This window comes from Acinetobacter chinensis, assembly GCF_002165375.2.
Taxonomy (GTDB): domain Bacteria; phylum Pseudomonadota; class Gammaproteobacteria; order Pseudomonadales; family Moraxellaceae; genus Acinetobacter; species Acinetobacter chinensis.
Genome location: NZ_CP032134.1, coordinates 1,343,839 through 1,367,656, shown reverse-complemented (window position 1 = coordinate 1,367,656; position 23,818 = coordinate 1,343,839). Strand labels below are relative to the sequence as shown.

Genomic DNA, 23,818 nt, shown 5'->3' with positions numbered 1-23,818 from the left:
GTTAAATAACAACGATGACTACGAATCCTTCAGACATCTTCCAGATTCCAACCGAATTACGGCGTGAGAAACTGAGTTTCTGTCAGAATACCGTCAAAAGTGTGCAGGAATGGTCTGCGGGTCTTTCCATTCTGCAGCTTGGTGATTCTTCAAAAACACTGTTCAATGCTCTGCTCGAAATATCTGAACTGCAATGCCAGGAAACCTTACGTTTTGATCTGATTCAGTCCATCCATCCTATTATTGAAAATATTCTGAGCAGCCTTGAAAAGCATTTTTTCAATCAAGGCTTGATTACCAATGACCGTAATGAACATATCATTGAACTTGCTCTGTTGCTCAGATGCTATTTTGCAAAGATTTATATTGATATAGCCCGTCGCAGCAATTATCAGCTGAATAACAATAAGTTTTTATTTTTTGCATTTAATCAGAAAAAAAATCTGCACACAGCCCGTATCGTTTCTTCATACTATGCTCTTCAGCAGCTGGCGCTCTTACTGTATCAACAGCAGATTCAGTACAGCGCACCCTTACCTGGACAGTGGCTGACCATCAATCAGCTCATGGACTGTGCTCTGCAGAACCACTATGACCATACCAATATTAATCAGTTACTGGGGACACAGCATCAGCTTCAGTCTGTCAATCAATCCTATGCCCAGCTGATTTTACTTGAAATTTTCAATACCCATCAGATCCGCCCTTCTGAAATTCAGGGACTGTATCTATGCAGTTTTGACTGGGCTAAACTGGTACAGGTACTTCCAAAAGAAACCACGCTTTCACGTTATATTGTCGATACATCAAAAGATCATCCTCCCATTTATAACGCTCACCAGTCAGGTAATTTCCAGCCTGGAATTTATATCTCCACACAGGATCTGCTTGAGCACCTGAACAATGCTCAGGGTAAAAATGGCGAATACCTGTCCAGAAATGAAAAACTGTTCCTGACTCCAGCACTGCATTTTCACATCCATAACCTTCTGACCAACAGCGCTGAGCGACGTCATGAACGTTATGAATATTCTGCACAGCTGAAAATCTGCTTTGGCTTAACTGTTGCACATTTTTATCTATCCAAAGGTAAAAATTTCAAAGAAACTTTAGAGCTCGATGCAGGAAACTATCAGTTCCAGAATGAAAGTCATTTCATTAATTCAATGAGTGCCAATATTCCTGTTGAAATGAACACGTCCAGAACACTGGACCGTGAAACCAAACAGATTTACTCCACAGAAGTACTGGATATCAGTGTCAATGGTTACCGTATCAAATGGACAGGCGCAACACCTAAGAACCTGAAAACCGGTGAATTTATTCTTGTCCAGGAAAATGCGCAGAGTCAGTGGCGAGGTGGTGTCATCCGCTGGATTAAACAGTCTGCAGAGAAGAGCCTTGAGCTTGGACTTGAAATGCTGGCTCAGGATATTTACCCATGCTCAATCTACGTCAAATCTGATCGTAATCATGGCAATTATCACCCTGCTTTGCTGGTTCAGACCACTCAGCTCGATGAAGTCAGCAGCAGCCTGATTCTTCCTGGGCTACAGATGCTTCGCGACAAACAGACCGTAATGCTCAGACTGGGGACAGAAGAACTGAAAGTTTACCTTGTAAAACCCTTACTTATTACTCAAAGCTTTATGCGCTTTGACTTTGAGCTACTGAATGATCAGAAACAATCTGTGATTGATGCTTACATCAGCAAACAAGCCAGTGAAATTAAAAATCAAGATTTATGGGAATCATTGAAGTGAGAAATCCATTACTATCCAAAAAACTGAAACGTACTGAAACACGTTTACTCATTATCGACGATAACCAGATCCGTTATAACAAAATCTGTGAACTGCTACAGGAAAGTGATCATCAGGTACATGCTTATCTGCTTGATGATCTTAAAAATTTTGAAAAACAGCTTCATCTGAACTGGGATTTAATTCTGTTTGGTCAGGCCTATGACCTGAAAGTTGAACAGGCATTACCACTGATACGCTCATCAAAACAGCCTAATTTACCTTTATTATTATTAAAACCAAGCGACTATGAAGCTGAAAAATACACCTCATATATCAGAAAAGGTGTGTTTGACATTCTGAACCTGGAGTACACAGACCGCTTTTATCTGGGATTGATCCGCGCACTGTCTTTCAGCCGCCTGCAACAGGCTCAGGAACACCTGATGGAAGAACTGGAAACGGCTCAGACTCAGGCACAGTCACTTGTTGAAGACAGCCATAAAGCAGTTGCTATCATTCAGGAAGGGATTCATGTCAATGCAAATCCTGAATACCTGGAGCTTTTCGGTTTTAAAAATGAAGATGAAATTATTGGCCTGCCATTACTGGATCTTTTACAGCCCAATGATCTGAATGACTTCAAATTACGCTTTAAAAAGATTTCTCAGGGTCAGTTCGATTTAGGTCGCTTTGATATCAGTACTGCAAATGAACTGGTTGCAAGCCATAATCCTCTGAAACTTGAATTTTTACCGTCTTCTGATGATGATGCCTTACAGATCACTATTGATACTGCCAGCAGTACAGAGTCTGCCTCAGGCACTTCTTCTCCTGATCATGCACAACAGAAACCTGTCATCTTCCAGCAGATCAACCGAACCGTAACAAAACAGCCATCTGATATCAATGCACTGGTTATTTTTTCATTAAACTCATGTCCTGATGAAATTTTTAAGAGTGACTGGCTCACTTCTAAAAACTATTTCAAAAACATGAAAGAGTTTATCAAAGAACAGACCAATGTTCCTTTGTTCAGCATAGATACCTCGGTTGTTGCAGGACTTTTCCAGGCGGAAAGCAAAGCCCGTCTGGAATCAAAACTGATCGGTCTCAGCTCACTGGGCAAGCCACAACTTCTCAATGTCAATCAGGCAACCTACCCCTTAAATTTAAGAATTGGTTATACCCTGCTGGAATCTGAAATAAAGGATGAACATCAGTTTGAACAACTGATTGCAAAAGCCTACACCACCGCATTACCGCAGAATCAAGGGTCTGAAGAAACACTGAAAATTTCCCTGGATACTTCAGATATTGAACTGTTTGCTCCTCAGATTCAGCTTACTCCTGCTTCACAGGATTCAACCCTGATCAAATCTTTACGCAGCTGTCTTGAAAAAGGTGATATTCACCTGAAATATCAACAGCTGTATGATAAAGAAGATAGCAATTTATACACCTATGAAGTAACCAGTGGCTTTATTTTTGAAAATACACTAAAACCACTTTCAAGCTTGATGGAGCTTGCTGAAGACCCAGAACTGTCCATTAAACTTGATCGCTGGATACTGGTGGAATCCTGTAAGCAGCTGCATAACTTCATCACTCAGTATCCTGATGCCAAACTGATCGTCAACCTGAACAAACATGTGTTGTTACAGGACAAAACTTTCCCTGAATTTATCGCAAAACTGATTACGATTATCGGAAGTAAACAAAGCCATCCGCTGATTTTACAGTTTGCTGAAGAAGATATTAATCAGCATCAGATTGAAGCACAGAAACAGATTATTCAGTTGAGACAGCATGGTGCTGAAATTGCTATCCGTGATTTTGGGAACTCCATGTACAGTGAGACTATTCTTCAGCAGATCGAAGTAAATTCTCTGACTCTGCACAATGCACTGACAAAAATGCTGCAAAGTGAAAAGACAACGGAAGAGTTACAGGAAAAACTGACCCGTTTCAATGAAATTAAACCTGTTCAGATTATGCTGCGCGAGCTGAATGACATGACTTTATTCGCCAATGCATGGAACGTCGATGCTCGCTTCATCCAGGGTGATTATTTCCAGAAGAAACTGGATCATTTAATTGATGTACAGGACCAGTAAGGTTCTGTACTTCTGACACTGAAATTTTTAAATATCTGCGTACATCAGGCACTGTTTAAAAATTTCAGACATAAAAAAACGGGCAATTGCCCGTTTTTTACATCCTGATGGATCAGTCGCGTTTGATAGAACGAGACATACCAGCAAAACGCTGTTTGAATTTGTCGATACGACCGCCAGTGTCAACATTCTTCTGTTTACCAGTATAGAATGGGTGGCAAGCTGAACATACGTCAAGATAAATAGTTTCTTTACCTAACGCAGAACGAGTTTCAATTACGTTACCACATGAACAAGTAGCAACCAGTGTTTCATATTTTGGGTGAATATCGGCGCGCATGGTCGATTCTCCTAAGTTAAGAAAGGTTTCGCTGTCATCGCAATTGATCACTCTCATAAATATGAGGAAATAAGCGCATTATTCAGATGATAAATCCAGAACAATGTGCAGACCAACACCACAACAGACCATTTCTTTTGGCCCACCGAGACGGCTTCCGTCAGAGCTAAGCACAACAAGTGGACAGTATTATACAGCCAATTCCAACAATATGCGAGTAAAACTCACCATCCGCCATCATCACTCTGTTCAGTATTCTGCTTTGACCAGTAATTGGCAATAATGCCGCAAACCATCAACTGAATCTGATGGAAAATCATAATAGGCAGAACAATCATACCCAAAGGCTGTCCGGCAAATAAAATCTGAGCCATAGGCACACCACTGGCGAGTGTCTTTTTAGACCCACAGAAAAATACCGTAATCTGATCTTCTCTGTTAAAGCCCAGCCATTTTGGAATATACAATGCAAGCAACATAATCACGGTCAGGAACAGCGAACAGATGACCGTTAACAACAGCAGTGTCTGCCAGCTGACCTGATGCCACAAACCTGCCACAACAGCACCACTGAATGCTCCATAGACCACCATCAGAATGGTGCCCTGATCAAATGCTTTTACAATACCCGGAATTTTCACCATATAAGGGAAAACCAGCGGTCTTAACAGCTGACCTGCTATAAACGGCAACAGTAACAGCAAGGCAATTTCCAGGATGGAAGATGTTGCATCGTATTCATGTTTACTCTGTCCAAAAATAAACAGACTGACCAGTACTGGGGTAATAAACATACCCACAAGATTTGAAAAAGATGCACTGCATACTGCCGCTGCCACATTACCCTTAGCAACTGAAGTAAAGGCAATGGAAGACTGAACTGTTGATGGCAAAAAGCACATGAACAGAAAACCCCAGTAAAGTTGTTGTCCCAGTAAAGGTTCAATGACAGGTTTCAGCAGTAAACCTATAATGGGGAACACAGCAAAGGTGATGGCAAAGACCACACCATGCAGTCGCCAGTGCAGTATCCCCTGCACAATGGCTTCCCGCGAAAGTTTTGCCCCATGCAGGAAAAACAGTATGGCAATAGCAATATTGGTCACAACCCCAAAAATACTGGCTGCCTGTCCATACACAGGTAAAAATGTTGCCAGTATGACCATCACGATCAACAGAATTGTGAAACGATCAAGTGCAAGTAATTTTAATATATTCATATTCAACATCCTGTCGTGTTTCTGATTTTTCTGAGCAGTAAAAAGCCCAGAAGATGGTTTTACCACAGGGTAAATATTCATCATACTGGGCTGTTTCAATTAAGCTAGTTTCTGAGAAAAATGTTCACTATTTATTTCAGACACTTAAACTTTTACTTAATTGTTCACTTAAATTTAAATCAGACATGCTTAACAGCTGACCTTTTTCAGATCAGTTATTGCGTGCATCCTGATCCTGCTGGATCAATTCCACTTTATATCCATCCGGATCTTCAACAAAGGCGATAACTGTTACACCGCCTTTCATAGGACCCGCTTCACGAACGACATTGCCACCACGTGCTTTGATTTCTTCACAGGCTTTATAGGCGTCATCCACACCGACTGCAATATGACCATAAGCATTTCCCAGCTCATAATGATCTGTATCCCAGTTATGCGTCAGCTCCAGCACTGTATTGTTTTCTTCATCACCATAACCCACAAATGCCAGGGTAAAGCGACCTTCTTCATAATCACGTTTACGAAGTAAAGTCATACCAAGGACTTCAGTATAGAACGCCAGTGAGCGTTCCAGATTGCCTACACGTAACATGGTATGCAGCATACGCATAATATTCACCTATCTTGGGTTTAATATTTTAAATTATGGTGTTTTGTGATCACTTAACAGCTTAGCAACCCAAAGCACCAGCAGGAAGATTGGAATTCCCATCAAAAAAGTGATGAAGAAAAAGTTTGAATATCCAAAACTGGTCACAATTGTACCCGAATATCCACCAATCATTTTAGGTAAAAGCAACATTAATGAACTGAAAATTGCATACTGCATCGCTGTAAAAGACACACTGGTCAGACTGGACAGAAAGGCAATAAAGACTGCACCAGCAAGCCCCGATGCCAGATTATCAAAAATAATCCCCATCACCAGCCAGACTTTACTGTAGGGCACAATCACTTTACCTTTCAGTTCCACCTGTTCCCGCTGATCTATATTGACCGATGGAATATCTGCCACAGATAAACGGTACTTTGGCTGCAGCTTATTGCTCAGATTCTGATACGCATGCATCTGGGTCAAAGTCTGAACCTGTCCCGCATGCTGATATTCTGCCTGAACGCTGATTTTATCCTGCTGTGCCAGTTGTGCTCCAGGAATGACCGCACTCCATGAACCATTTTCAATTTTAGCATCTACAGCTTCTGCACCCTGAACACTGACCTGAACTTTTTGAACGGTAGCCTGCTGTGGCAAATTCACCAGTGAACCCAGAACAATCACATCTTTTTTCAGTTCATCCTGATGTAACTGATCATCTCCACCAATCGCGCGAACGATGAGCTGTGGCTGAGCACCAGCATGATATACAGAAACCGGAACTGTCAGCGCCATTGCCTGATCTGTATCTGAAGGATGTGCCTGAATTTTCAACTGAGGAGATGCCGCAAAATCTTTTGCATCCACTTTAATATTCCAGTTCCCTACCTCATCAGGATGAACCGTATACTGCCTGGTTCCTACAGAAAGCTGAACATCATTGATCGTGGAACCCGATTTGACCAACCCGACAAAAATCAGGTTCGTACTACTGGCAAGAACAGCCCCCAGCAACATCATTTTCATGACATTGTAGCGCTGCGCCAGTAAACCACCTAAAAAGCCACCGAGTATCACAAAAAAGATTGCAAAAAACTTATTGAACCAGGCGATTTCTTCTTTATCAAAGTTCAGATCCAGATAAAAAAGATTTGCCATGACACCTGCAACAATATCTGAAATACGATAAAAACCGATCAACAACAGGATTGCCAGGGCTACTTTCAGCCCATAGCGTTTAAAGAAATCCAGAAATGGAGCAACCCATGTATCAACAACAATTTTGCTGTCGACCAAAGGAGTCTGAACCAGCAGCATAACCACTGCCACGGCGCAAAGTACACTTCCTACAAATCGTATGACCTGAATGACAAAACTCAGAAATGCATCTTCAACAGCCAACAGACTCAGCCATTGTCCCAGATAAATGAATGCTGTAACAAAAATCCCCGTTGAGACAACAAATACTAAAAATAACTGAAGATATTGCGTGCTTTTATAATGATCGCTCTGGCGTTTTACCACAGGTTCATGAATGACAAAAGTTGTAATGACACCCACAATCATCAGACCCGCCATGACCAGATAAGTGGTCTGCCATGCCTGATAAATATAGTTCCCAACAGCAGTTCCAAGCGAGGCTGCAAACAGCAAAGCGCCCAGCTGGGTGATAATAGTGGCAATCCGATAACCTGCGTTATAGGTGGATGCCAGTACTGTCTGCACATCAGGATCATCTGCCAGTTCAATCCGGTAGGCATCCACAATAATGTCCTGAGTTGCGGATGAAAAACCCAGAAATACAGCTGCCATTGCCATAAAAGTCAGGCTGCTGACTGAACCAAAAGCCATCGTATTCGGATCTGGATTGGTCATTGCCATTAAGCAGATTGCACAGATGACCAGCAACTGGGAAATCAGTAACCAGCTACGGCGTTGCCCCATCATTTTAGTCAGAAGTGGTATAGGTAATTTATCTATCAGAGGCGCCCAGATAAACTTAAATGCATAGGCCAGTGCCGCCCATGAAAACATGGTAATGGTACTGCGGCTGATACCTGCCTCAGTCAACCAGAAAGACAGCGTAGAGAAGATCAGAAAAATGGGGATCCCCGATGAGAACCCCAGGAAAAGCATAATTAATGCTCTACGATCCAGAAATGCAGTAAAGGCACTTTTCCATCCTTTGGAATGGTCTTTAGATTGAGTTGTCATTACATTATTTTTGTCTAAAAATGAATATGGTTATTCAAACGCTTAATGCAACTGGTTTCAACAATATTTATGAAATGATTATTTTAAATTGCAGATAAATGCAGCATATCGGCTTGAAATTTTCCTTTAAACCTGTATACCTTTAAACTTCAGTCAAAAGCATGTTCCGGATTATCAAACAGTGACCCAAAAACTCGATCAGATTAACTCTTCTTTATCATCCACCACTCAAACATCAGAAAACTCAAAAGATATACAGAACAGTTTACTTTCAGCATTTGATCAAACAGAAATTCAGGCAACGCTGACCAAAACAGGACTTCAGGCTTCTCAACTGACTCATATCCCTGCACTGGATAAAATTCCTGCGTCCACAAAGCGCATTAAACCACTGAATAATTTCCTGGGTCAGGATCGTGCCCGTGCTTCTGTTGAGGCTGGGATCGCCCTGCCTTATTCAGGTTATAATATTTTTGCAGTAGGCACGGCTGGACTGGGCAAACGTACAATGGTGAAGCGCCTGTTACAGCAGCACGCTAAAACCATGCCTACACCAGATGACTGGGTGTATGTCAATAATTTTAAAAACCCAAGGAAGCCAATTGCGCTGCAACTCCCTGCCGGTCAGGCAGCCAAATTTCAGGCACTGCTTCAGCAGTCATGGCAAACCATTCTTAAACAGCTTGAACGTCGCTTTACAGCAGAAATCTATCACAACCGTATAGAGATGATCCGTCAGCAGACAGGTGACGAACAGCAACTCGCACTGGCGGAACTGACCCGTGAAGGTGAAGAACTTGACCTTAAACTGATTTCCAGTAATGAAGAACACTGTTTTATACCTGTACATCTGAAAGACGATAAATTTCAGGAAATGTCTCAGGATGAAATCAATGCACTGAACAGCAAAGAGCGTGCAGAAATTGCATCCAACATGCGGTATATGGACAAAAAACTGGAACGTCTTGGGTTACACCTTGGTGACCTGGAAGATGATGCCCGTGACAAAGTTCAGTTGCTGAACCGTGATATTGCCAAACAGGTGGTCCTGCCTCGGACAGAAGCCATTCTGAACAAATTCAGTGAAGTCAGTGGGCTGAGTGAATATTTAAAACATTATGCAGAAGACATTATCAATAATGTTGAAATGGTTCTGGAACAGGAAGAAGATGACTTTACTCCTGGTCTGTTCAGCCGTGTCCCATCGAGATACCAGGCCAACATTGTGGTCACTCATAAGCCAAACTCCGGTGCGCCTGTTATTTTTGAAGACTTTCCAACGCACTACAACCTTTTGGGTCATGTAGAGCAGTTAACTCAGAATGGTACTATTACAACGGATTTTTCTCTGATCCGCTCAGGCACACTGCATAAAGCCAATGGTGGTTTTATGATGCTCGAAGTTGAACAGTTGCTTGAACAGCCTTATGCCTGGCAGGGTCTTAAACGGGCACTTAAATCAGGGCATCTAAAGCTGTCTTCTCTTGAACATATGCTGACGCTGACGGGCAGTATTTCGATTGAACCAGAATCCATTCCACTGAATATAAAAGTGATTTTACTGGCTGAACCAGAAATTTATTATGACATTCTGGAACTTGAACCAGAACTGGGCAGTATTTTTAAAATCCGCGCTGATTTTACAGACACTCTGCAACGTAATGATGCCAATGAACAGGCATATATGCAGCTGATCGCAGATTATGTCCAGCAGGATAAGCTGCTGCCATTTGACCGTTCAGCACTGGCAGCGCTGCTGACGGATTCAAGCCGTCAGGCGGAAGACCAAAGCTCACTGTCACTGCATGCATTAACACTCGGCGATCTGATCCGTGAGGCACACCATCATGCGGTTCAGGCAAATGATAAAATTGTGTCCGACCGTCATATTGATACTGCCCTCGACCATCGTAAATACCGTCTTGGATATCTGCGTGAACTGTACTGGCAGGATCTGTCCCGTGGCACCCAGCTCATTGAGACTCAGGGACACCGCCTGGGACAGATCAATGCCCTGTCCGTCATCCATTATGCAGATGTTGAATTCGGTCTGCCTTCCAGACTGACTGCATCGGTTTATCAGGGGGGTGGCGACATTCTGGATATTGAACGCTCTGTGGAGCTTGGTGGCTCACTGCATGCCAAAGGTGTGCTGCTGATGTCCAGTTTCTTAAAAGCACACTTTGGGCGTGAACAGATGCTGCATTTTTCTGCGGCACTTGCCTTTGAACAAAGCTATGGTCAGGTCGATGGTGACAGCGCAACAGTCGCTGAACTTTCGGCTTTAATCTCTGCCATCAGTCAGTTACCGATTGACCAGTCCTGGGCTATTACAGGTTCCATGAATCAGCTGGGTCAGGTTCAGCCTATCGGTGGTGTAAATGCTAAAATTGAAGGTTTCTACGATGCCTGCAAACTGCAGGGACTGACCGGCAAACAAGGGGTGATTATTCCCCGTCAGAACATGCAGCACCTGATGTTACGCAAAGATATCACTGAAATGGTGGAAGCTGGCAAGTTCCATATTCATGCCATTGAAACCATTGATCAGGCGCTTGAAATTCTGATGGCTCGTCCGGTCGGCACTCTGGATAAAAAAGGACGCTATACCAAAGGTTCTGTTTATGCAGCAGTTATGGCGCAGCTGGACTACTGGCAGGCACTTGAAGATGGTGCTGAGATTACAGTCGAGCCTAAGAAAAAGAAGAAGAAAAAGAAAAAAAGTGCAAAGTCAGTGAAAGAAAAAGCTGAAACCACAGATCAGCCTGAACTGTCTGCAAAAGCGCATAAAAACAGATAACTCAAATCGGCAGCATTTAGATTTTCAGGTGCTGCCGAAATGCTCATGTTATTTCAGTCATAAAAAAAGCACCTCATAAAAGGTGCTTTTTTACATCATCTGTTACATGACTTATGCTTCAGGCGCTGGGCTATACTGCTCAACCAATGGTTTTAACTCACCATTCTGGAACATTTCAAGCATGATGTCGCTACCGCCGATCAACTCACCATTGATCCACAGTTGTGGGAAAGTTGGCCAGTTTGCAATCTGCGGTAAAATAGCGCGGATATCCTGATTTTCCAGAATATTCACATAAGCAAAAGGACGACCAATCTGACTGAGTGCTTCTACTGCGCGCGCAGAGAAACCACATTGTGGGAATTGCGGTGTACCTTTCATGTAAAGTAATACAGCATGTTTAGCAATTTGGTCACGAATTAACGCTTCAGTATCACGTGCTTGTTCAGTCATTGAAAAATCCTCAACTAATCTGTCGTGCATTATACCCAAAACTCGACAAAACAGTATCTCTAAAGCAATATTTCCAGTTTTATTTACAATCGGACTTTTATTCCTGGGTATATTTTGCTTATATAGAGTTTGCTGAGCAGACCTGTAAAATATGGCGCTCAGTTCTTTTTTCAATCCCACTGACAGATAAGAGTTAGTCATGAACAACATTACCCTTGCCCCTGTACAAACTGATCAACCATCACATTTGATGCCTGTATTTGGCCGTCAGCCGATCAGCTTTGTCCGAGGACGAGGATCTTATCTCTACACAGCAGACGGTACAGAATATCTGGATGCACTGACCGGTATTGCGGTCTGTGGTCTGGGTCATGCACATCCTGCTGTGACTGAAGCAATTGCTGATCAGGCTGCAACCCTGATTCACACCAGCAACCTTTTTGAAGTTCCATGGCAGACGGCTGCGGCTCAGAAACTGGCAGAAGTTGCCGGCATGGAAGAAGTCTTCTTTTCAAACAGTGGTGCTGAATCAAATGAAGGTGCAATCAAAATTGCCCGCAAATTCGGTCATCTTCAAGGTGTTGCCAACCCTAAAATTATTGTCGCTGACCATTCTTTCCACGGTCGTACCCTGGCAACACTGTCAGCTACAGGCAATAAAAAAGTTCAGGAAGGTTTTGCACCGCTTGTTGAAGGATTTATCCGTGTTCCGTTTGGCGATATCGAAGCCATTGAAGAAGCTGCAATCAACCATCCAGACATTGTTGCCATTCTGATTGAACCGATTCAGGGCGAAGGTGGTGTAAATACTGCACCTCAGGGCTTCAGCTATCTGGAAGACATCCGTCGTATCTGTAATCAGCACAACTGGTTAATGATGCTGGATGAAGTTCAGACCGGTAATGGCCGTACAGGTAAATTTTTTGCCTACCAGCACACCAGTATTGTTCCTGATGTAATCTCTACAGCCAAAGGACTGGGAAATGGTTTCCCGATTGGTGCTGTCATGACTCAGGGACGTGGTGTTGGTGTACTGACTGCCGGAAATCACGGTTCCACCTACAGCGGTACAGCACTGGGTTCACGTGTGGTTTACACTGTAATTAATACCATTCAGAAAGAACAGCTGGTTGAAAATGCAGCCTCAATGGGTGCTTATATCGTAAATCAGTTTAAAGAACAGCTGGCTGATCAGAATGTTACTGTCCGTGGCTTTGGTCTGATGATCGGCATTGAATTGCCAAAAGCATGCGGTGAACTGGTCAATATTGCCCGTGACGAATACAGACTGATTCTGAACGTAACTGCTGGCTCAGTCATCCGTCTGTTGCCACCACTGAATATTGATAAGGCTCAGGCTGATCAGCTCATTGAACGCGTTGTTAAAATGGTGAAAAAGTTTCTTGCCTGAAACTTTTTCCTGGTTTAAAAACACGAAAAGCCGCTTTTAGCGGCTTTTTTTCATATACAGGCTTTTATGAAGCTTCTTGGTATATTCTGCCACCTGGTAGCTGGCAAAAATATTGTTTTAATGCATCCAGGCAACGATGCACTTTCATCGGTTGCTGTTCGCTTTTTGAAGTAATGGCGTACAAAGTGAAAGTTGGCAGTTTCCACTCAGGCAGGACTTCCATCAAAGATCCATTGACTAAATCTTTCTGTACATCCAGATATAAAATACGGGCTATACCATGTCCATGCAGACATAATGACTTTGCAACCAGTACATTATTTGTGGTCAAACGTGTATTCATTTCCAGTGAAACCGCTTCAGCTGTTACACCGTGAGTAAATGAAAAATGTTGATAATTTTTCATCAGGTTCACAGGAATCAGATCATGATTTTTTAAATCTTCCGGACGCGAAACCGGAGCTGACTGATTCAGATAACTTGGTGAAGCGACCAACACCTGCTCCACTCTCGCAAGCGGAATAACATTCAGGTTACTGTCTTCAATTTTTGAACTCATTCTCAGTGCAATATCAATGCGTCCTTCAATCAGGTCAATATACTGATTGTCTGCTTCGATCTGTACTGAAAGACCACGATGAGCCTGCATCCAGTGAGACAGTGCAGGTATAACATGATTTGCACCAAGTTCCGGGGTCGTTGCAATCCGTAGATCACCTACAAGGTCATCACGTAATTCATTAATGCGTATTTTTCCACGCTCAGCAGCAGCCAGCATTTCCTTGCAGCTATGAAAAAAGGCCTGTCCTGCTTCTGTCAGACTCAGCTTACGCGTGGAACGATGCAGAAGTGTGACTTCCATCTCCTGTTCCAGTGAACGTATCTGCTGACTTACAGCACTTGTAGTAATACCCAGTTCGCGGGCAGCACCACTGAACGAACTTTTTTCAACTACACAGGCAAATACTCCCATTGCCCGAAGTTGATCTAACATAAATTTCCCTCTGAACTTATGAGTGCTCTTATCTCCCAATAAAAGCAACTCATTGTATTATACGGTGAAATTCGTGTTTTGTATCAGCTAAATTCAGTTTATTGGTAAAACATTCGCAGGATTGATCGGTTTCCCGTTCAAACGTACCTGAAACTCAAGCATTGTCCGGCTTGCGCCCGTCGAACCCATCTCAGCAATTTTTTGACCAGCCGTTACATTTTGACCACTACTGACCAGCATTTTACTGTTATGGGCATAAGCCGTAATATAACCATCAATATGTTTAATCAGAACCAGATTGCCGTATTCCTTTAAGCCATCTGCAGCATATACAACCTGCCCATTCGCTGCTGCAAAGACTGGATCCCCCTGGTTGCCACCATATCGGATACCTTTCACATTTGCTGCAGCATTGAAACTTTCAACAACCGCACCACTGGATGGTTTAACCCATTTCAGACTTGAAGCTGCGGATACTCCAGCCGGTGCTGCAGGAGAAACAGGTGTCACAGGAACAACTGGCGCTGTCTGACCAGCAGGCAATGCAATTGTCTGGCGCTGAATAGGTGCAGTCTGAGTAACCGCAGCCGTCGATGCTGTTTTACGGGCACCTGAGCTTTTCAGTCGAATGGATTGCCCCACATAGATTCTATAAGGTGCAGCAATATCATTCATATCTGCAACACTGGTATAGCTCAATCCGTAACGGGCAGCAATTCCACTTAATGTATCCCCTGAGCGTACTGTGTAGTAATCAGGTGCTTTAGCGTAACGGGTTGGATTATTGACCTGCGGCTTCGAAGCACAACCGCTCAAAATGACGGTTGAAATCACAGCAGAAGACAGTACAACAGTCTTGAGCATAGCCGAAGATACTGTAAATAAGCGATATTGTGACACCAAAGGCATTCAGCTTCCTCTCTGCATTTCTGTATATTTAGGTTTTGCGGTTAGATTAGCAAAAAACATTCATAAAATAGCGTCAACATGCGTATTTTCACAAAGTTATAACATTAATTGGCGTTATTTACTCAGCTGAGCACTCAATGTATTCAGAATTTCATAATTTGTGGCATCCATCTGTATAGGCGTTATACTGACAAAGCCATTTGCCACAGCAAAAAAGTCTGACTCAATTCCGTTCAGCCCTTCTTTCTGCTCTGCAACAGACTCTCCCGAAAGACCGATCCAGTACACCTGACGACCACGTGGGTCTACATGACTGGTGATGGGTTTTGACTGACTTTTACGTCCCTGATAAGTCACTTTTGCACCTTTGATTTCCGCAATATCCGGAATATTGATATTGAGAATATGACGCTGTGGCAGTACAGGGAGTCCTGCAGCAATAAAATCATGTACCCATTGTGCAGCAACGGCATACTGTTCAGGCTGGGTATATGAACGGACATCAGGTCCTGACATGGAAACCGCAACCGCCGGCAGTTTCATTAACCGTCCTTCAAATGCCGCCCCGACAGTTCCTGAATAAAGCACATCATCACCCAGGTTTGCACCACTGTTAATACCGCTGACCACTAGATCAAACTCAAAATCAAACAGCCCGTTCATGGAAAGATAAACACAGTCTGCAGGTGTTCCATTGATTGCCCAGATATCTTCTGCAATCTGTACAGGTTTTAATGGACGGTCCAAGGTCAGTGCGCTGGAAAATCCACTGCGTTCACTCTCTGGCGCGACGATGACAACCCGCCCTAAAGGACGCAATGCCTGTGCAAGTGCCTGAATACCAGGAGCAAGCACCCCATCATCATTTGCAATTAAAATATTCACTATACAAAAATCCTGCTGTAAAAAACCATGACTGATCAGATCATTCAATTGAAATATATGAGAAATTATATATATTTAGCATCAACTTCCATCATAAAAAGTGATTCGCATGAAATACACAACTTTCTTCCGCAGTTTATCGGGGTTCATCTTTGCTGCTGTACTGACTCAGGCGGTTTCAGCCAGTGAGGGTCTCAGCCAGGAAGAAGCAAACACTATTGCCAAAGAAGATATTGCGGCTGCACAGATTATGAATGAAGTTTGCCCTGCCGTTACAGGAAACAGTGCAAAAATTGCAACAAATGTAAAAAGTCTGATCGACAGCTACCTGAAAGAATACTCAGATAAGTCCATGACCTATGAAAAACTGCAAAATGACACTGAGTACAAAACCATTTTGCAGGAAGCCCGCAAAGATGCTCAGGATACATCTAAAGATGAGCAAAAATCTGTCTGTGATGATGTTCTGAACTATTCAGAATAATCCTCCACACAATTCAGATCCTTTGATTAAAAAAGAATTTCCTAACTGAAGTTCTTTTTTTATTTTCTACATATCTTCTTCACGATTCAGCACTCCCTATACATTTTTACTGTTTTATTTACATAAATTCAGGTTACCCTTAAATCCGCTTATGTTTTATCAGTAATTATTCAGGTTTATATTGAAATGACTTTATCTGTTCTAAAATCTTTTGCATTGACAGCACTGACAGCATGTTCAGTCATCTCCACTTCTGTTTCTGCAAACAGCCCAGCCGATGAAAATATTGAAGTTACACCTGTACAGAAAATCACACAGGAAGAACTGGCTGCTATTTATGTGCTTTCTGAAGTCTGCCCATCCATTGTAGACAACAAAGAAAAATTTGCAGCGGGCTATCAAAAACTGACCAAAGAATATCTTCCGCAGGAAAAAGATTCTGTTTCAGCCCTGGCTGACCTGAGCAAACAGAAAAAATTTCAGAGCTTTCTGAAAGAAGCCCGTTCAGATGCTAAAAACGCTGGCAATGCCGGCAACCTTAAAATCTGTCAGGAACTGACCAATTACAGCAAATAAAACGAATTGGTTACAAATACTTTTAAAATAAGCCGATTTCTACCGTGGAAGTCGGCTTTGCTTTATCCTAAAATGCTAGGCTCTTTGTGCTATATCAAAATATTGGAACCACCCAGCATGATCCGAAAAAGCGCCCTTGCTGCCGCATTACTATTACCATGTTTTTCCCATGCAGCAACTGTCCTGGCTTCTCCACCAGAACTTAATAATAAATCCTATGTACTGATGGATTATGAAACAGGACAGATACTGGCTTCAAAAAACGAAAATGAAAAACTGGCCCCTGCTTCAATGACTAAAATGATGACCAGCTACATCATTGAACAAAAGTTACTGAAGGGTGAACTCACGGAAGATGAAAAAGTACGGATGAATGAATCTGCATGGTGTCGTGGCAGCAGCACCGAATCATGCATGTATGTTCCTCTGAATGGAACAGCAACCGCACTTGAGATGCTTCGTGGCATTATTGTTCAGTCTGGTAACGATGCTTCCAAAGCAATGGCTGAGCATATTGCCGGAAATGAAGGTACTTTTGCACACATGATGAATGAAGAAGCAAAGCGTATTGGCATGATCAATACCAGCTTCATCAACTCAACAGGTATGCCTGCTGAAGGTCATTATTCTACAGCTAAAGATATGGCGACACTTGCTCAGCACATTATCCATGACAGCTCTAAATATTACCCGATCTATTCTGAAAAAGAATTCACCTTTAACGGCATCAGACAAGGTAACCGAAATGCATTGCTCTACACTGACCCAAGTGTGGATGGTTTAAAAACAGGTCATACTGAAGAAGCAGGTTTCTGCCTGACCACCTCTTCAAAACGTGGTCCAATGCGCTTGATTTCGGTTATTTTTGGTGCGCCAAGCATGAATCAACGTGCTTCTCAGACACGCGAAATTCTGGCATGGGGCTATGCAAACTTTGAAACAGTCAAAGTACAACCTGCAAACCAGGTACTGGCTAAAGCCAAAGTTTACTTCGGTAAAGAGAATGACGTACAGATCGGTCTTCCTGAAGCGTTTAATGTCACTATGCCTAAAGGTCAGGCAAATGCCATTAAAACTCAGCTGGTTGTTCAGCCTAAGCTGACTGCTCCGTTAAAAGCAGGTCAGGTTGTAGGTAAATACGTTGCCACATTCAATGGTAAAGTTATTGCTGAAAAACCACTGGTTGCATTAAAAGCAGTTGAAGAAGCCGGTTTCTTTGCCCGTATGATTGATCATATCAAGCAGTTCTTTGCTAACCTGTTCTAAAATCTTTCCAGGCTGATTTTCAGCTTAGACTAAAGCATCCCAGCCTCGGCTCGGATGCTTTTTTATTTTATACTCTACGCTATATAAAGTTTTGCAATGGAATGTCATGAAAAAGAATATCCGCCCATATCTGCATCATCATCCTAAAATTGATTCAACCTGTTACATAGACGAACTTTCTGTCGTCATTGGTGAAGTGACCCTTGCCGAAAATGTGTCGGTGTGGCCCTTCGCAGTCATCCGCGGTGATGTCAACCATATTAAGATCGGGCGAAATTCCAATGTCCAGGATCACTGTATGTTGCACGTGAGCCATAAAAATGATGCAAAACCCAATGGTTCACCTTTGATTATTGGTGAAGATGTGACGATTGGTCATCATGTGACTTTGCATGGCTGTACCATTGGCAACCGTGTTTTGGTCGGTATCAATGCCATTATTTTAGATGATGCTGTGATTGAAGATGATGTAATGATTGGTGCGGGTTCACTTGTTCCACCACGGAAAGTGCTGGAAAGCGGTTACCTGTATGTGGGCAGTCCTGTACAGAAAGTCCGTCCTTTAACCGATAAGGAAAAAGAGTTTTTGCCCTACTCTGCTCAGAACTATGTAAAAGTGTCGAATAATTATATGGAACAGGCTTAAGTCTGTTTCATATAAAAAATTTAAGCTAAGCATAAATATACTGTACGCAAGGCATCCTTATTTAAATATCTATGATTGTCAGATTTTAATGATATTTACTATTTAGTTGCTTGTAAAAAGTACTTAAACGAATAATAAGATACAGTCTTACTTTTGTCATAAACATCAGTGCTGTCGTATACTGATTGTCAATCATGCTAAATTATGCAGCTTTGTAAATGTGTGTGATGTTTATTTTATATCTCAAGAAAACTTAGTAATTTTATTATGATCGAAATACGTGAAATTGATAAAGACAACTGCTTTGATGTCTGCGAACTTACAGGAAATAAAGATGGTATAGGAACAATCTTTGAAGATTTTCTTTGTTGTAATGCTATTTCTTTAACAGAATCAAAATTCTATCCGGAGTGTAAGCCAAAAGCCTTATACAGTAACGATACTCTGATTGGATTTTTTATGTATAAGCAGTTCTCTCCCGAAGATACGGAAGTAGAAGTTTGCCGCTTTATGATTGACCATAAATATCTTGGAAAAGGATATGGCCGACAATCATTTGCAGCCATTTTGGAATTTTTTAAGTCTAATGGTATTAAAACCGTGAACATCATGATTGATGATGACAATATCATTGCTAAAAAATTATATACTTCTTTTGGATTTACCTTTACAGGTAAAATTCTAAAAGAAGAACTCTACTATCAACTAAATTTATAAGTGTGAACATGTATAAAGTTGATGATTTTGTCAATTCTGAATTAAACCGCCAAAAGATACCAGGAATTGCTGCTGGTATCTTTAAAAATGGTAAGCCATTACATTTGAAAGGTTATGGCTTATCGAATATTGAACACAATGTTCCCGTACTAACCAATACAGTTTTTCAAACCGCATCCATTGGTAAAATGTTTACTGCAATGGCTGTGATGATTCTTGTAGAAGATAAAAAATTAATTCTTGATGAATCTATTAAAAATTACTTACCGAACGCTCCTGCTGATTGGCAACCAATAACTCTGCGACATTTGCTCACCCATACTGCCGGTTTAGGCGCTACTGATATAGATGTGAAACAAGAATATTCTGACGAAGAGTACCTTGAACAACACTACTCCACCCCTATTGATTTCCCTGCAGGTACACGCTGGTCGTATAGTAATACTGGTTACTCAATATTAGGTTTCATTGTTAACAATGTTGCCAATTTAAAGTATTGGCAAATTCTTGAAGAGCGGATTTTTAAACCTGCAAGTATGCATACGGCTCGAATATTGAGTGATACCGATATTGTTATGAATCGTTCAGCTGGCTACGAGAGCATTGATGGCGAATTAAAAAATCAACAGTGGACATCAGCTTCAGCAAATACATTAGCTGAAGGATCTCTCTATATGTCTTTAGAAGACTACCTGAAATGGAATGCAATAATTTCTACTCGAGGAATATTATCTCAACAATCATGGGATCAAATATTGACACCAGTGCAGCTAAATAATGGACAGAGTTATCCCTACGGATTCGGATGGGATATTCAAAGCATAAATAACCAGTTAGTAATCGGGCACGAAGGATCATGGCAAGGTTTTCGTACTGCATTTCTACGATATGAAAAAGACAATATAGCTTTTACTGTTCTTGCAAATTCAAGTAATGCAAATGTTGGAGAAATCTTGAATGGTATCGCTGAACGTTATGATTCCAACTTTAAACGAAATAATGACTGCTTAATTTATGATGAATTCCCTTTACTGACCTTGGAGTTGGTAACAGAAATTGAAAAAATTGCTGATCATGGTGTTTCCGATAAAGTTGAAACAAATATTGATGGTATCTCTTTAGTCAAAGCCGCGATTTTATTGAAGAAACAAGGAATACTGAACCAGTTAAAATTAATCCAAAATCAACCGAATGGAAATCATTTCGATCGAGTTTACAAAGCTAATTGCGTTAATAATGTCATGACAATTTATGCAAGCTTCGATAAGGATTTGATGCAAGTTCATTCTATTTTCATTTATACGGAGGAACGTCAGATATAGCTATCAATAGGAATAGTCTATTAAAGACCACAAGAGAGTATATTCTAAAAGAGGAAATTTCTACTCGGAATAATTTAATTATCTTTAAGCTACCATTTTATTATTACACATTAATCAAAGATATTTTAAACCAACTGTAGCTAACATCATACTTATTATGGAGAGTCTTAAATTTCACCCTCAACATCTTACGTAAATCCATTCCACTAAATCATGCACTGGAACGGATTTTCATTGATTTTTTACATTCCACACCCTGTATTCAGACATTGTTTCATAGCTCTACTTCATTATTCCAGATCCAATACCAGTTCACTTCCATATTAGACCGCATTATGAAATTTCAGCCGATGACTCAAATAATCACATCCATCGATTCAATAAAACATCAAGCAAAGAAGCTTTAAACATCTCACCGTGTTTTAAGTCAGGATAAATTAAAAATTTCGCATCTACACCCTGAACTTTAAACTTCGACAAAACTTTCCGATTATTATTAATACTAGACGTATCAAAGTTACTGCTTTGTACCGTTCCCACTTGCGTTGTTATATCCCCCTCCATCAGTAACAGCTGCTTTTTTTCAGGAAATGGAACTGCTGTCGTTTCTATTTTCTGTATCATCCGCTGATCTGCCCACGATAAAGATGGACTCGCTGCAAAATAATGACTGAAATAGGTTGTTGTCAACAGACTGTCCAGCACAAACAATCCGCCATAAGAATGCCCCCAGAGCGCACGGCGTGAAGAATCAAGTTTGATCTGTTGCTCAACCCACGGTGAAATTTTCTCGGTTATTATCTTTTTAAATTCTGAACTTCCACCACTCATTCTCTGAGGAGAACGTGGATCTGCCGCAGGTAGTCCTGTCCTTAAATCTGCCGGAGTATAATCTAGAGCACGTGAAACGGTTTCGAAAGGAAGATTAGTTTCATACCCTATAGCAACAAGCACAGGTGCATCCCGCTCGCTTAATTTTTTCAGTATCTGATCATCCAGGTGAGACATTGCAGCATTACCATCCAGCATAAATACTGATCTGTACAGATAACCCTCTTTTTGTTGTAAAGGATTCAGCTGAGTCGGTATACCCAACCAGACTCTGTACTTCCGTTTTTTATCAGTAGATTCAAAAGTCTTTATACTGAAACGGTAATACTCAGAACCAGTCTCAGCGATATTAGGTGCAAGTGGCTTAATCTCAGGTTTGGCGAAAGTAATATTCGGAGAAGCTGAAATCAAAACTGCTCCCAGTACAGACAAAAAAAGCTTTTTCACGGACTCATCTCTATTCATTTCTGCATTGCAGTTTATTTAAATAAGAATTATTTCCATTTACAAGAAAAATTATCAGTTATTCATATTCACTTTAAAATCCGCCAGACAGTATCTGAGCACAAAATCAAAGAAAAAATAGAGCGTCATAGCCACCACCTCCAAAATTTTGTAGAATAGCGCTTTACTTCCCACGGTGCTGGTTATGACCTCCTGGACGCCTCACGTTACTGTCGCAACTGTTGTTGAAAGAGATGGAAAATTTCTTTTTGTAGAAGAACATACAGAAGGTGTGACGCATACTGTATTTAATCAGCCGGCAGGTCATGTTGAATGTGGTGAATCCGTTATTCAGGCTGCAATCCGTGAAACGATGGAAGAAACGGGACATGCGGTAGAAATAGATTCACTGCTTGGTATTTATACCTATACCCCGCCTATGTTTCCTGACCGTACCTATTTCAGATTCTGTTTTCTGGCTCATGTTCTGGAATATTTTCCGGAAGCTGAACTCGATACAGGAATCGTAGGTCCAAAGTGGATGACACTCGAAGAATTACTTGAAACAGCCCGTGCCCGCAGTCCATTGGTGATTAAGGCTGTACAAGATGCACTTTCTGGGCAAAAATACCCGCTTTCGCTCGTTTATGAGCACCAAAACTCTCCTTTAATTTCAAATCTGGATGCCTGATCCTATGCAACAACGTGTCATCGTCGGTATGTCTGGTGGTGTAGATTCGTCTGTTTCTGCTGCACTTTTACTTCAACAGGGTTATCACGTTGAAGGTCTTTTCATGAAAAACTGGGAAGAAGATGACGGCACGGAATACTGCACGGCAATGGATGACCTTGCCGATGCACAGGCTGTCTGCGATAAGATCGGTATTAAACTGCATACTGCAAATTTTGCGATGGAATACTGGGATCGTGTATTCGAGCACTTCCTTGCAGAATATGCCGCTGGTCGTACACCTAACCCTGATATCCTCTGTAACAAAGAAATCAAATTCCGTGCTTTCCTGGATCACGCTGTGAACTTAGGTGCAGATTTTATTGCGACTGGTCACTACTGCCGCCGTGGTGAAACTGCGACCAATTCACGTGATGAAGAGTATGCACCTTTACTGCGTGGCGTAGACAATAACAAAGACCAAACCTATTTCCTGCATGCCGTACATGGTCGTGAAATCAATAAAACGCTGTTCCCTGTCGGTGAAATTGAAAAACCTCAGGTACGGAAAATAGCTGAAGAACTCGGGTTAGTCACTGCTAAGAAAAAAGACTCAACGGGTATCTGTTTTATTGGTGAACGTCGCTTTAATGATTTCTTAAAACAGTATCTGCCCGCTCAACCTGGTAAAATCGTACTGGATACAGGTAAAGTCATTGGTGATCATCACGGTTTAATGTACTATACGCTCGGTCAGCGTGGTGGTATTGGTATTGGCGGTTTAAAAGGTGCTGAAGAAGGCGCCTGGTTTGTACTGCATAAAGATATCGAAGGTAACCGTTTAGTTGTCGGTCAGGGGCATGAACACCCGCTTATGCAAAGTACTATTTTATGGTCAGAAGCCATCGACTGGGTTGCTGGTGAACAGGACATTTCTGAAGCAGGTTTCCGATGCACGGCAAAAACCCGTTACCGCCAGGATGATCAGCGTTGTACAATTTATAAAGATGCAGATACCCCAAATGGTGTCCGTGTAGAATTTGATGAACCGCAACGTGCTGTCACACCAGGTCAGAGTGTTGTGTTTTATGATGGTGAAGTCTGTCTGGGTGGTGGTGTGATTCATCATACCAATGCTCCAAAACCAGACTTTCTTGAATAATCTGCAATCCATTTTCT

At 41.8% G+C, this 23,818-nt stretch carries 21 protein-coding genes; 12 read left to right on the top strand and 9 right to left on the bottom strand.

The features are described 5' to 3' along the window. Positions 1-14: 14 nt before the first annotated feature. Both CDG60_RS07255 and CDG60_RS07250 read left to right on the top strand, forming a co-directional pair. On the top strand, positions 15-1,763 hold the full coding sequence (locus CDG60_RS07255; protein WP_087511419.1) for a cyclic-di-GMP receptor FimW-related protein: 1,749 nt from the start codon (positions 15-17) through the stop codon (positions 1,761-1,763). Then, positions 1,745-3,859, top strand: coding sequence for an EAL domain-containing protein (locus CDG60_RS07250; RefSeq protein ID WP_087511417.1), 2,115 nt, complete (start codon positions 1,745-1,747; stop codon positions 3,857-3,859). The genes CDG60_RS07255 and CDG60_RS07250 overlap by 19 nt, the downstream gene beginning before the upstream one ends. Before the next feature lie 112 nt (positions 3,860-3,971). Here the strand turns inward: CDG60_RS07250 and rpmE are convergent, their stop codons facing one another. The 4 genes from rpmE to CDG60_RS07230 form a co-directional block, all read right to left on the bottom strand. Beyond that, positions 3,972-4,199: a 50S ribosomal protein L31 gene (gene rpmE, locus CDG60_RS07245; RefSeq protein WP_087511415.1), complete on the bottom strand. Its 228-nt coding sequence runs from the start codon at positions 4,197-4,199 to the stop codon at positions 3,972-3,974. A gap of 224 nt (positions 4,200-4,423) precedes the next feature. After that, positions 4,424-5,419, bottom strand: a complete 996-nt coding sequence (locus tag CDG60_RS07240; RefSeq protein WP_087511709.1) for a bile acid:sodium symporter family protein — start codon at positions 5,417-5,419, stop codon at positions 4,424-4,426. Positions 5,420-5,630: 211 nt separating this feature from the next. After that, on the bottom strand, positions 5,631-6,032 hold the full coding sequence (gloA, locus tag CDG60_RS07235; RefSeq protein ID WP_087511413.1) for a lactoylglutathione lyase: 402 nt from the start codon (positions 6,030-6,032) through the stop codon (positions 5,631-5,633). A 33-nt stretch (positions 6,033-6,065) separates the two neighbouring features. After that, entirely contained in the window at positions 6,066-8,231 is a 2,166-nt protein-coding gene (locus tag CDG60_RS07230) for an AmpG family muropeptide MFS transporter (RefSeq protein ID WP_087511412.1), read from the bottom strand. A gap of 181 nt (positions 8,232-8,412) precedes the next feature. Between CDG60_RS07230 and CDG60_RS07225 the strand changes: the two genes are divergently transcribed. Then, positions 8,413-11,031: a Lon protease family protein gene (locus tag CDG60_RS07225; RefSeq protein WP_087511411.1), complete on the top strand. Its 2,619-nt coding sequence runs from the start codon at positions 8,413-8,415 to the stop codon at positions 11,029-11,031. A 111-nt stretch (positions 11,032-11,142) separates the two neighbouring features. Here CDG60_RS07225 and grxD read toward each other — a convergent pair whose 3' ends face one another. Continuing rightward, a complete protein-coding gene (gene grxD / locus CDG60_RS07220; RefSeq protein ID WP_087511409.1) occupies positions 11,143-11,484 on the bottom strand; it encodes a Grx4 family monothiol glutaredoxin in 342 nt (113 codons plus the stop codon). A 199-nt stretch (positions 11,485-11,683) separates the two neighbouring features. Here grxD and CDG60_RS07215 point away from each other — a divergent pair, with 199 nt between their 5' ends. Further along, positions 11,684-12,895, top strand: coding sequence for an aspartate aminotransferase family protein (locus tag CDG60_RS07215; RefSeq protein ID WP_087511408.1), 1,212 nt, complete (start codon positions 11,684-11,686; stop codon positions 12,893-12,895). 64 nt (positions 12,896-12,959) lie between these two features. On the opposite strand, the gene CDG60_RS07210 is transcribed toward CDG60_RS07215, so the two are convergent. The 3 genes from CDG60_RS07210 to surE all read right to left on the bottom strand — a co-directional run bounded on the left by CDG60_RS07210 (position 12,960) and on the right by surE (position 15,683). After that, positions 12,960-13,889: a LysR family transcriptional regulator gene (locus CDG60_RS07210; protein ID WP_087511407.1), complete on the bottom strand. Its 930-nt coding sequence runs from the start codon at positions 13,887-13,889 to the stop codon at positions 12,960-12,962. Positions 13,890-13,982: 93 nt separating this feature from the next. Continuing rightward, positions 13,983-14,798 carry a peptidoglycan DD-metalloendopeptidase family protein gene (locus tag CDG60_RS07205; RefSeq protein ID WP_087511406.1) on the bottom strand — a complete coding sequence of 272 codons (816 nt, stop codon included), beginning with the start codon at positions 14,796-14,798 and terminating at the stop codon, positions 13,983-13,985. Between the two features lie 114 nt (positions 14,799-14,912). Further along, entirely contained in the window at positions 14,913-15,683 is a 771-nt protein-coding gene (gene surE / locus CDG60_RS07200) for a 5'/3'-nucleotidase SurE (RefSeq protein WP_087511708.1), read from the bottom strand. A 109-nt stretch (positions 15,684-15,792) separates the two neighbouring features. Here surE and CDG60_RS07195 point away from each other — a divergent pair, with 109 nt between their 5' ends. The 6 genes from CDG60_RS07195 to CDG60_RS07170 all read left to right on the top strand — a co-directional run bounded on the left by CDG60_RS07195 (position 15,793) and on the right by CDG60_RS07170 (position 20,694). Continuing rightward, the gene (locus CDG60_RS07195) at positions 15,793-16,167 is read left to right on the top strand and encodes an MCR_0457 family protein (RefSeq protein ID WP_087511405.1); all 375 of its coding nucleotides are present in this window, start codon (positions 15,793-15,795) and stop codon (positions 16,165-16,167) included. A gap of 186 nt (positions 16,168-16,353) precedes the next feature. Then, the gene (locus tag CDG60_RS07190) at positions 16,354-16,743 is read left to right on the top strand and encodes an MCR_0457 family protein (RefSeq protein WP_087511404.1); all 390 of its coding nucleotides are present in this window, start codon (positions 16,354-16,356) and stop codon (positions 16,741-16,743) included. A gap of 117 nt (positions 16,744-16,860) precedes the next feature. Further along, entirely contained in the window at positions 16,861-18,009 is a 1,149-nt protein-coding gene (dacC, locus tag CDG60_RS07185; RefSeq protein ID WP_087511403.1) for a D-alanyl-D-alanine carboxypeptidase PBP5/6, read from the top strand. A 106-nt stretch (positions 18,010-18,115) separates the two neighbouring features. Further along, a complete protein-coding gene (locus CDG60_RS07180; RefSeq protein WP_087511401.1) occupies positions 18,116-18,655 on the top strand; it encodes a gamma carbonic anhydrase family protein in 540 nt (179 codons plus the stop codon). 267 nt (positions 18,656-18,922) lie between these two features. After that, positions 18,923-19,372: a GNAT family N-acetyltransferase gene (locus CDG60_RS07175; RefSeq protein WP_087511400.1), complete on the top strand. Its 450-nt coding sequence runs from the start codon at positions 18,923-18,925 to the stop codon at positions 19,370-19,372. 8 nt (positions 19,373-19,380) lie between these two features. Further along, entirely contained in the window at positions 19,381-20,694 is a 1,314-nt protein-coding gene (locus CDG60_RS07170) for a serine hydrolase domain-containing protein (RefSeq protein ID WP_160116994.1), read from the top strand. Positions 20,695-21,057: 363 nt separating this feature from the next. Here CDG60_RS07170 and CDG60_RS07165 read toward each other — a convergent pair whose 3' ends face one another. Beyond that, positions 21,058-21,957, bottom strand: coding sequence for an alpha/beta hydrolase (locus CDG60_RS07165; protein ID WP_087511707.1), 900 nt, complete (start codon positions 21,955-21,957; stop codon positions 21,058-21,060). 217 nt (positions 21,958-22,174) lie between these two features. On the opposite strand from CDG60_RS07165, the gene CDG60_RS07160 reads away from it, so the two are divergent. Both CDG60_RS07160 and mnmA read left to right on the top strand, forming a co-directional pair. After that, the gene (locus CDG60_RS07160) at positions 22,175-22,660 is read left to right on the top strand and encodes an NUDIX hydrolase (protein WP_087511397.1); all 486 of its coding nucleotides are present in this window, start codon (positions 22,175-22,177) and stop codon (positions 22,658-22,660) included. Between the two features lie 4 nt (positions 22,661-22,664). Further along, entirely contained in the window at positions 22,665-23,801 is a 1,137-nt protein-coding gene (mnmA, locus tag CDG60_RS07155) for a tRNA 2-thiouridine(34) synthase MnmA (protein ID WP_087511396.1), read from the top strand. Positions 23,802-23,818: the final 17 nt, after the last annotated feature.

Excerpts from the sequence above, each read along its gene's own strand:
- CDG60_RS07205 (WP_087511406.1), bottom strand. The coding sequence starts at position 14,798 with ATGCCTTTGGTGTCACAATATCGCTTATTTACAGTATCTTCGGCTATG.
- CDG60_RS07170 (WP_160116994.1), top strand. The coding sequence starts at position 19,381 with ATGTATAAAGTTGATGATTTTGTCAATTCTGAATTAAACCGCCAAAAG.
- mnmA (WP_087511396.1), top strand. The coding sequence starts at position 22,665 with ATGCAACAACGTGTCATCGTCGGTATGTCTGGTGGTGTAGATTCGTCT.
- CDG60_RS07175 (WP_087511400.1), top strand. The coding sequence starts at position 18,923 with ATGATCGAAATACGTGAAATTGATAAAGACAACTGCTTTGATGTCTGC.
- CDG60_RS07255 (WP_087511419.1), top strand. The coding sequence starts at position 15 with ATGACTACGAATCCTTCAGACATCTTCCAGATTCCAACCGAATTACGG.
- grxD (WP_087511409.1), bottom strand. The coding sequence starts at position 11,484 with ATGACTGAACAAGCACGTGATACTGAAGCGTTAATTCGTGACCAAATT.
- CDG60_RS07250 (WP_087511417.1), top strand. The coding sequence starts at position 1,745 with ATGGGAATCATTGAAGTGAGAAATCCATTACTATCCAAAAAACTGAAA.
- CDG60_RS07160 (WP_087511397.1), top strand. The coding sequence starts at position 22,175 with ATGACCTCCTGGACGCCTCACGTTACTGTCGCAACTGTTGTTGAAAGA.
- CDG60_RS07210 (WP_087511407.1), bottom strand. The coding sequence starts at position 13,889 with ATGTTAGATCAACTTCGGGCAATGGGAGTATTTGCCTGTGTAGTTGAA.
- CDG60_RS07230 (WP_087511412.1), bottom strand. The coding sequence starts at position 8,231 with ATGACAACTCAATCTAAAGACCATTCCAAAGGATGGAAAAGTGCCTTT.
- rpmE (WP_087511415.1), bottom strand. The coding sequence starts at position 4,199 with ATGCGCGCCGATATTCACCCAAAATATGAAACACTGGTTGCTACTTGT.
- CDG60_RS07215 (WP_087511408.1), top strand. The coding sequence starts at position 11,684 with ATGAACAACATTACCCTTGCCCCTGTACAAACTGATCAACCATCACAT.
- CDG60_RS07180 (WP_087511401.1), top strand. The coding sequence starts at position 18,116 with ATGAAAAAGAATATCCGCCCATATCTGCATCATCATCCTAAAATTGAT.
- dacC (WP_087511403.1), top strand. The coding sequence starts at position 16,861 with ATGATCCGAAAAAGCGCCCTTGCTGCCGCATTACTATTACCATGTTTT.
- gloA (WP_087511413.1), bottom strand. The coding sequence starts at position 6,032 with ATGCGTATGCTGCATACCATGTTACGTGTAGGCAATCTGGAACGCTCA.
- CDG60_RS07190 (WP_087511404.1), top strand. The coding sequence starts at position 16,354 with ATGACTTTATCTGTTCTAAAATCTTTTGCATTGACAGCACTGACAGCA.
- CDG60_RS07240 (WP_087511709.1), bottom strand. The coding sequence starts at position 5,419 with ATGAATATATTAAAATTACTTGCACTTGATCGTTTCACAATTCTGTTG.
- CDG60_RS07195 (WP_087511405.1), top strand. The coding sequence starts at position 15,793 with ATGAAATACACAACTTTCTTCCGCAGTTTATCGGGGTTCATCTTTGCT.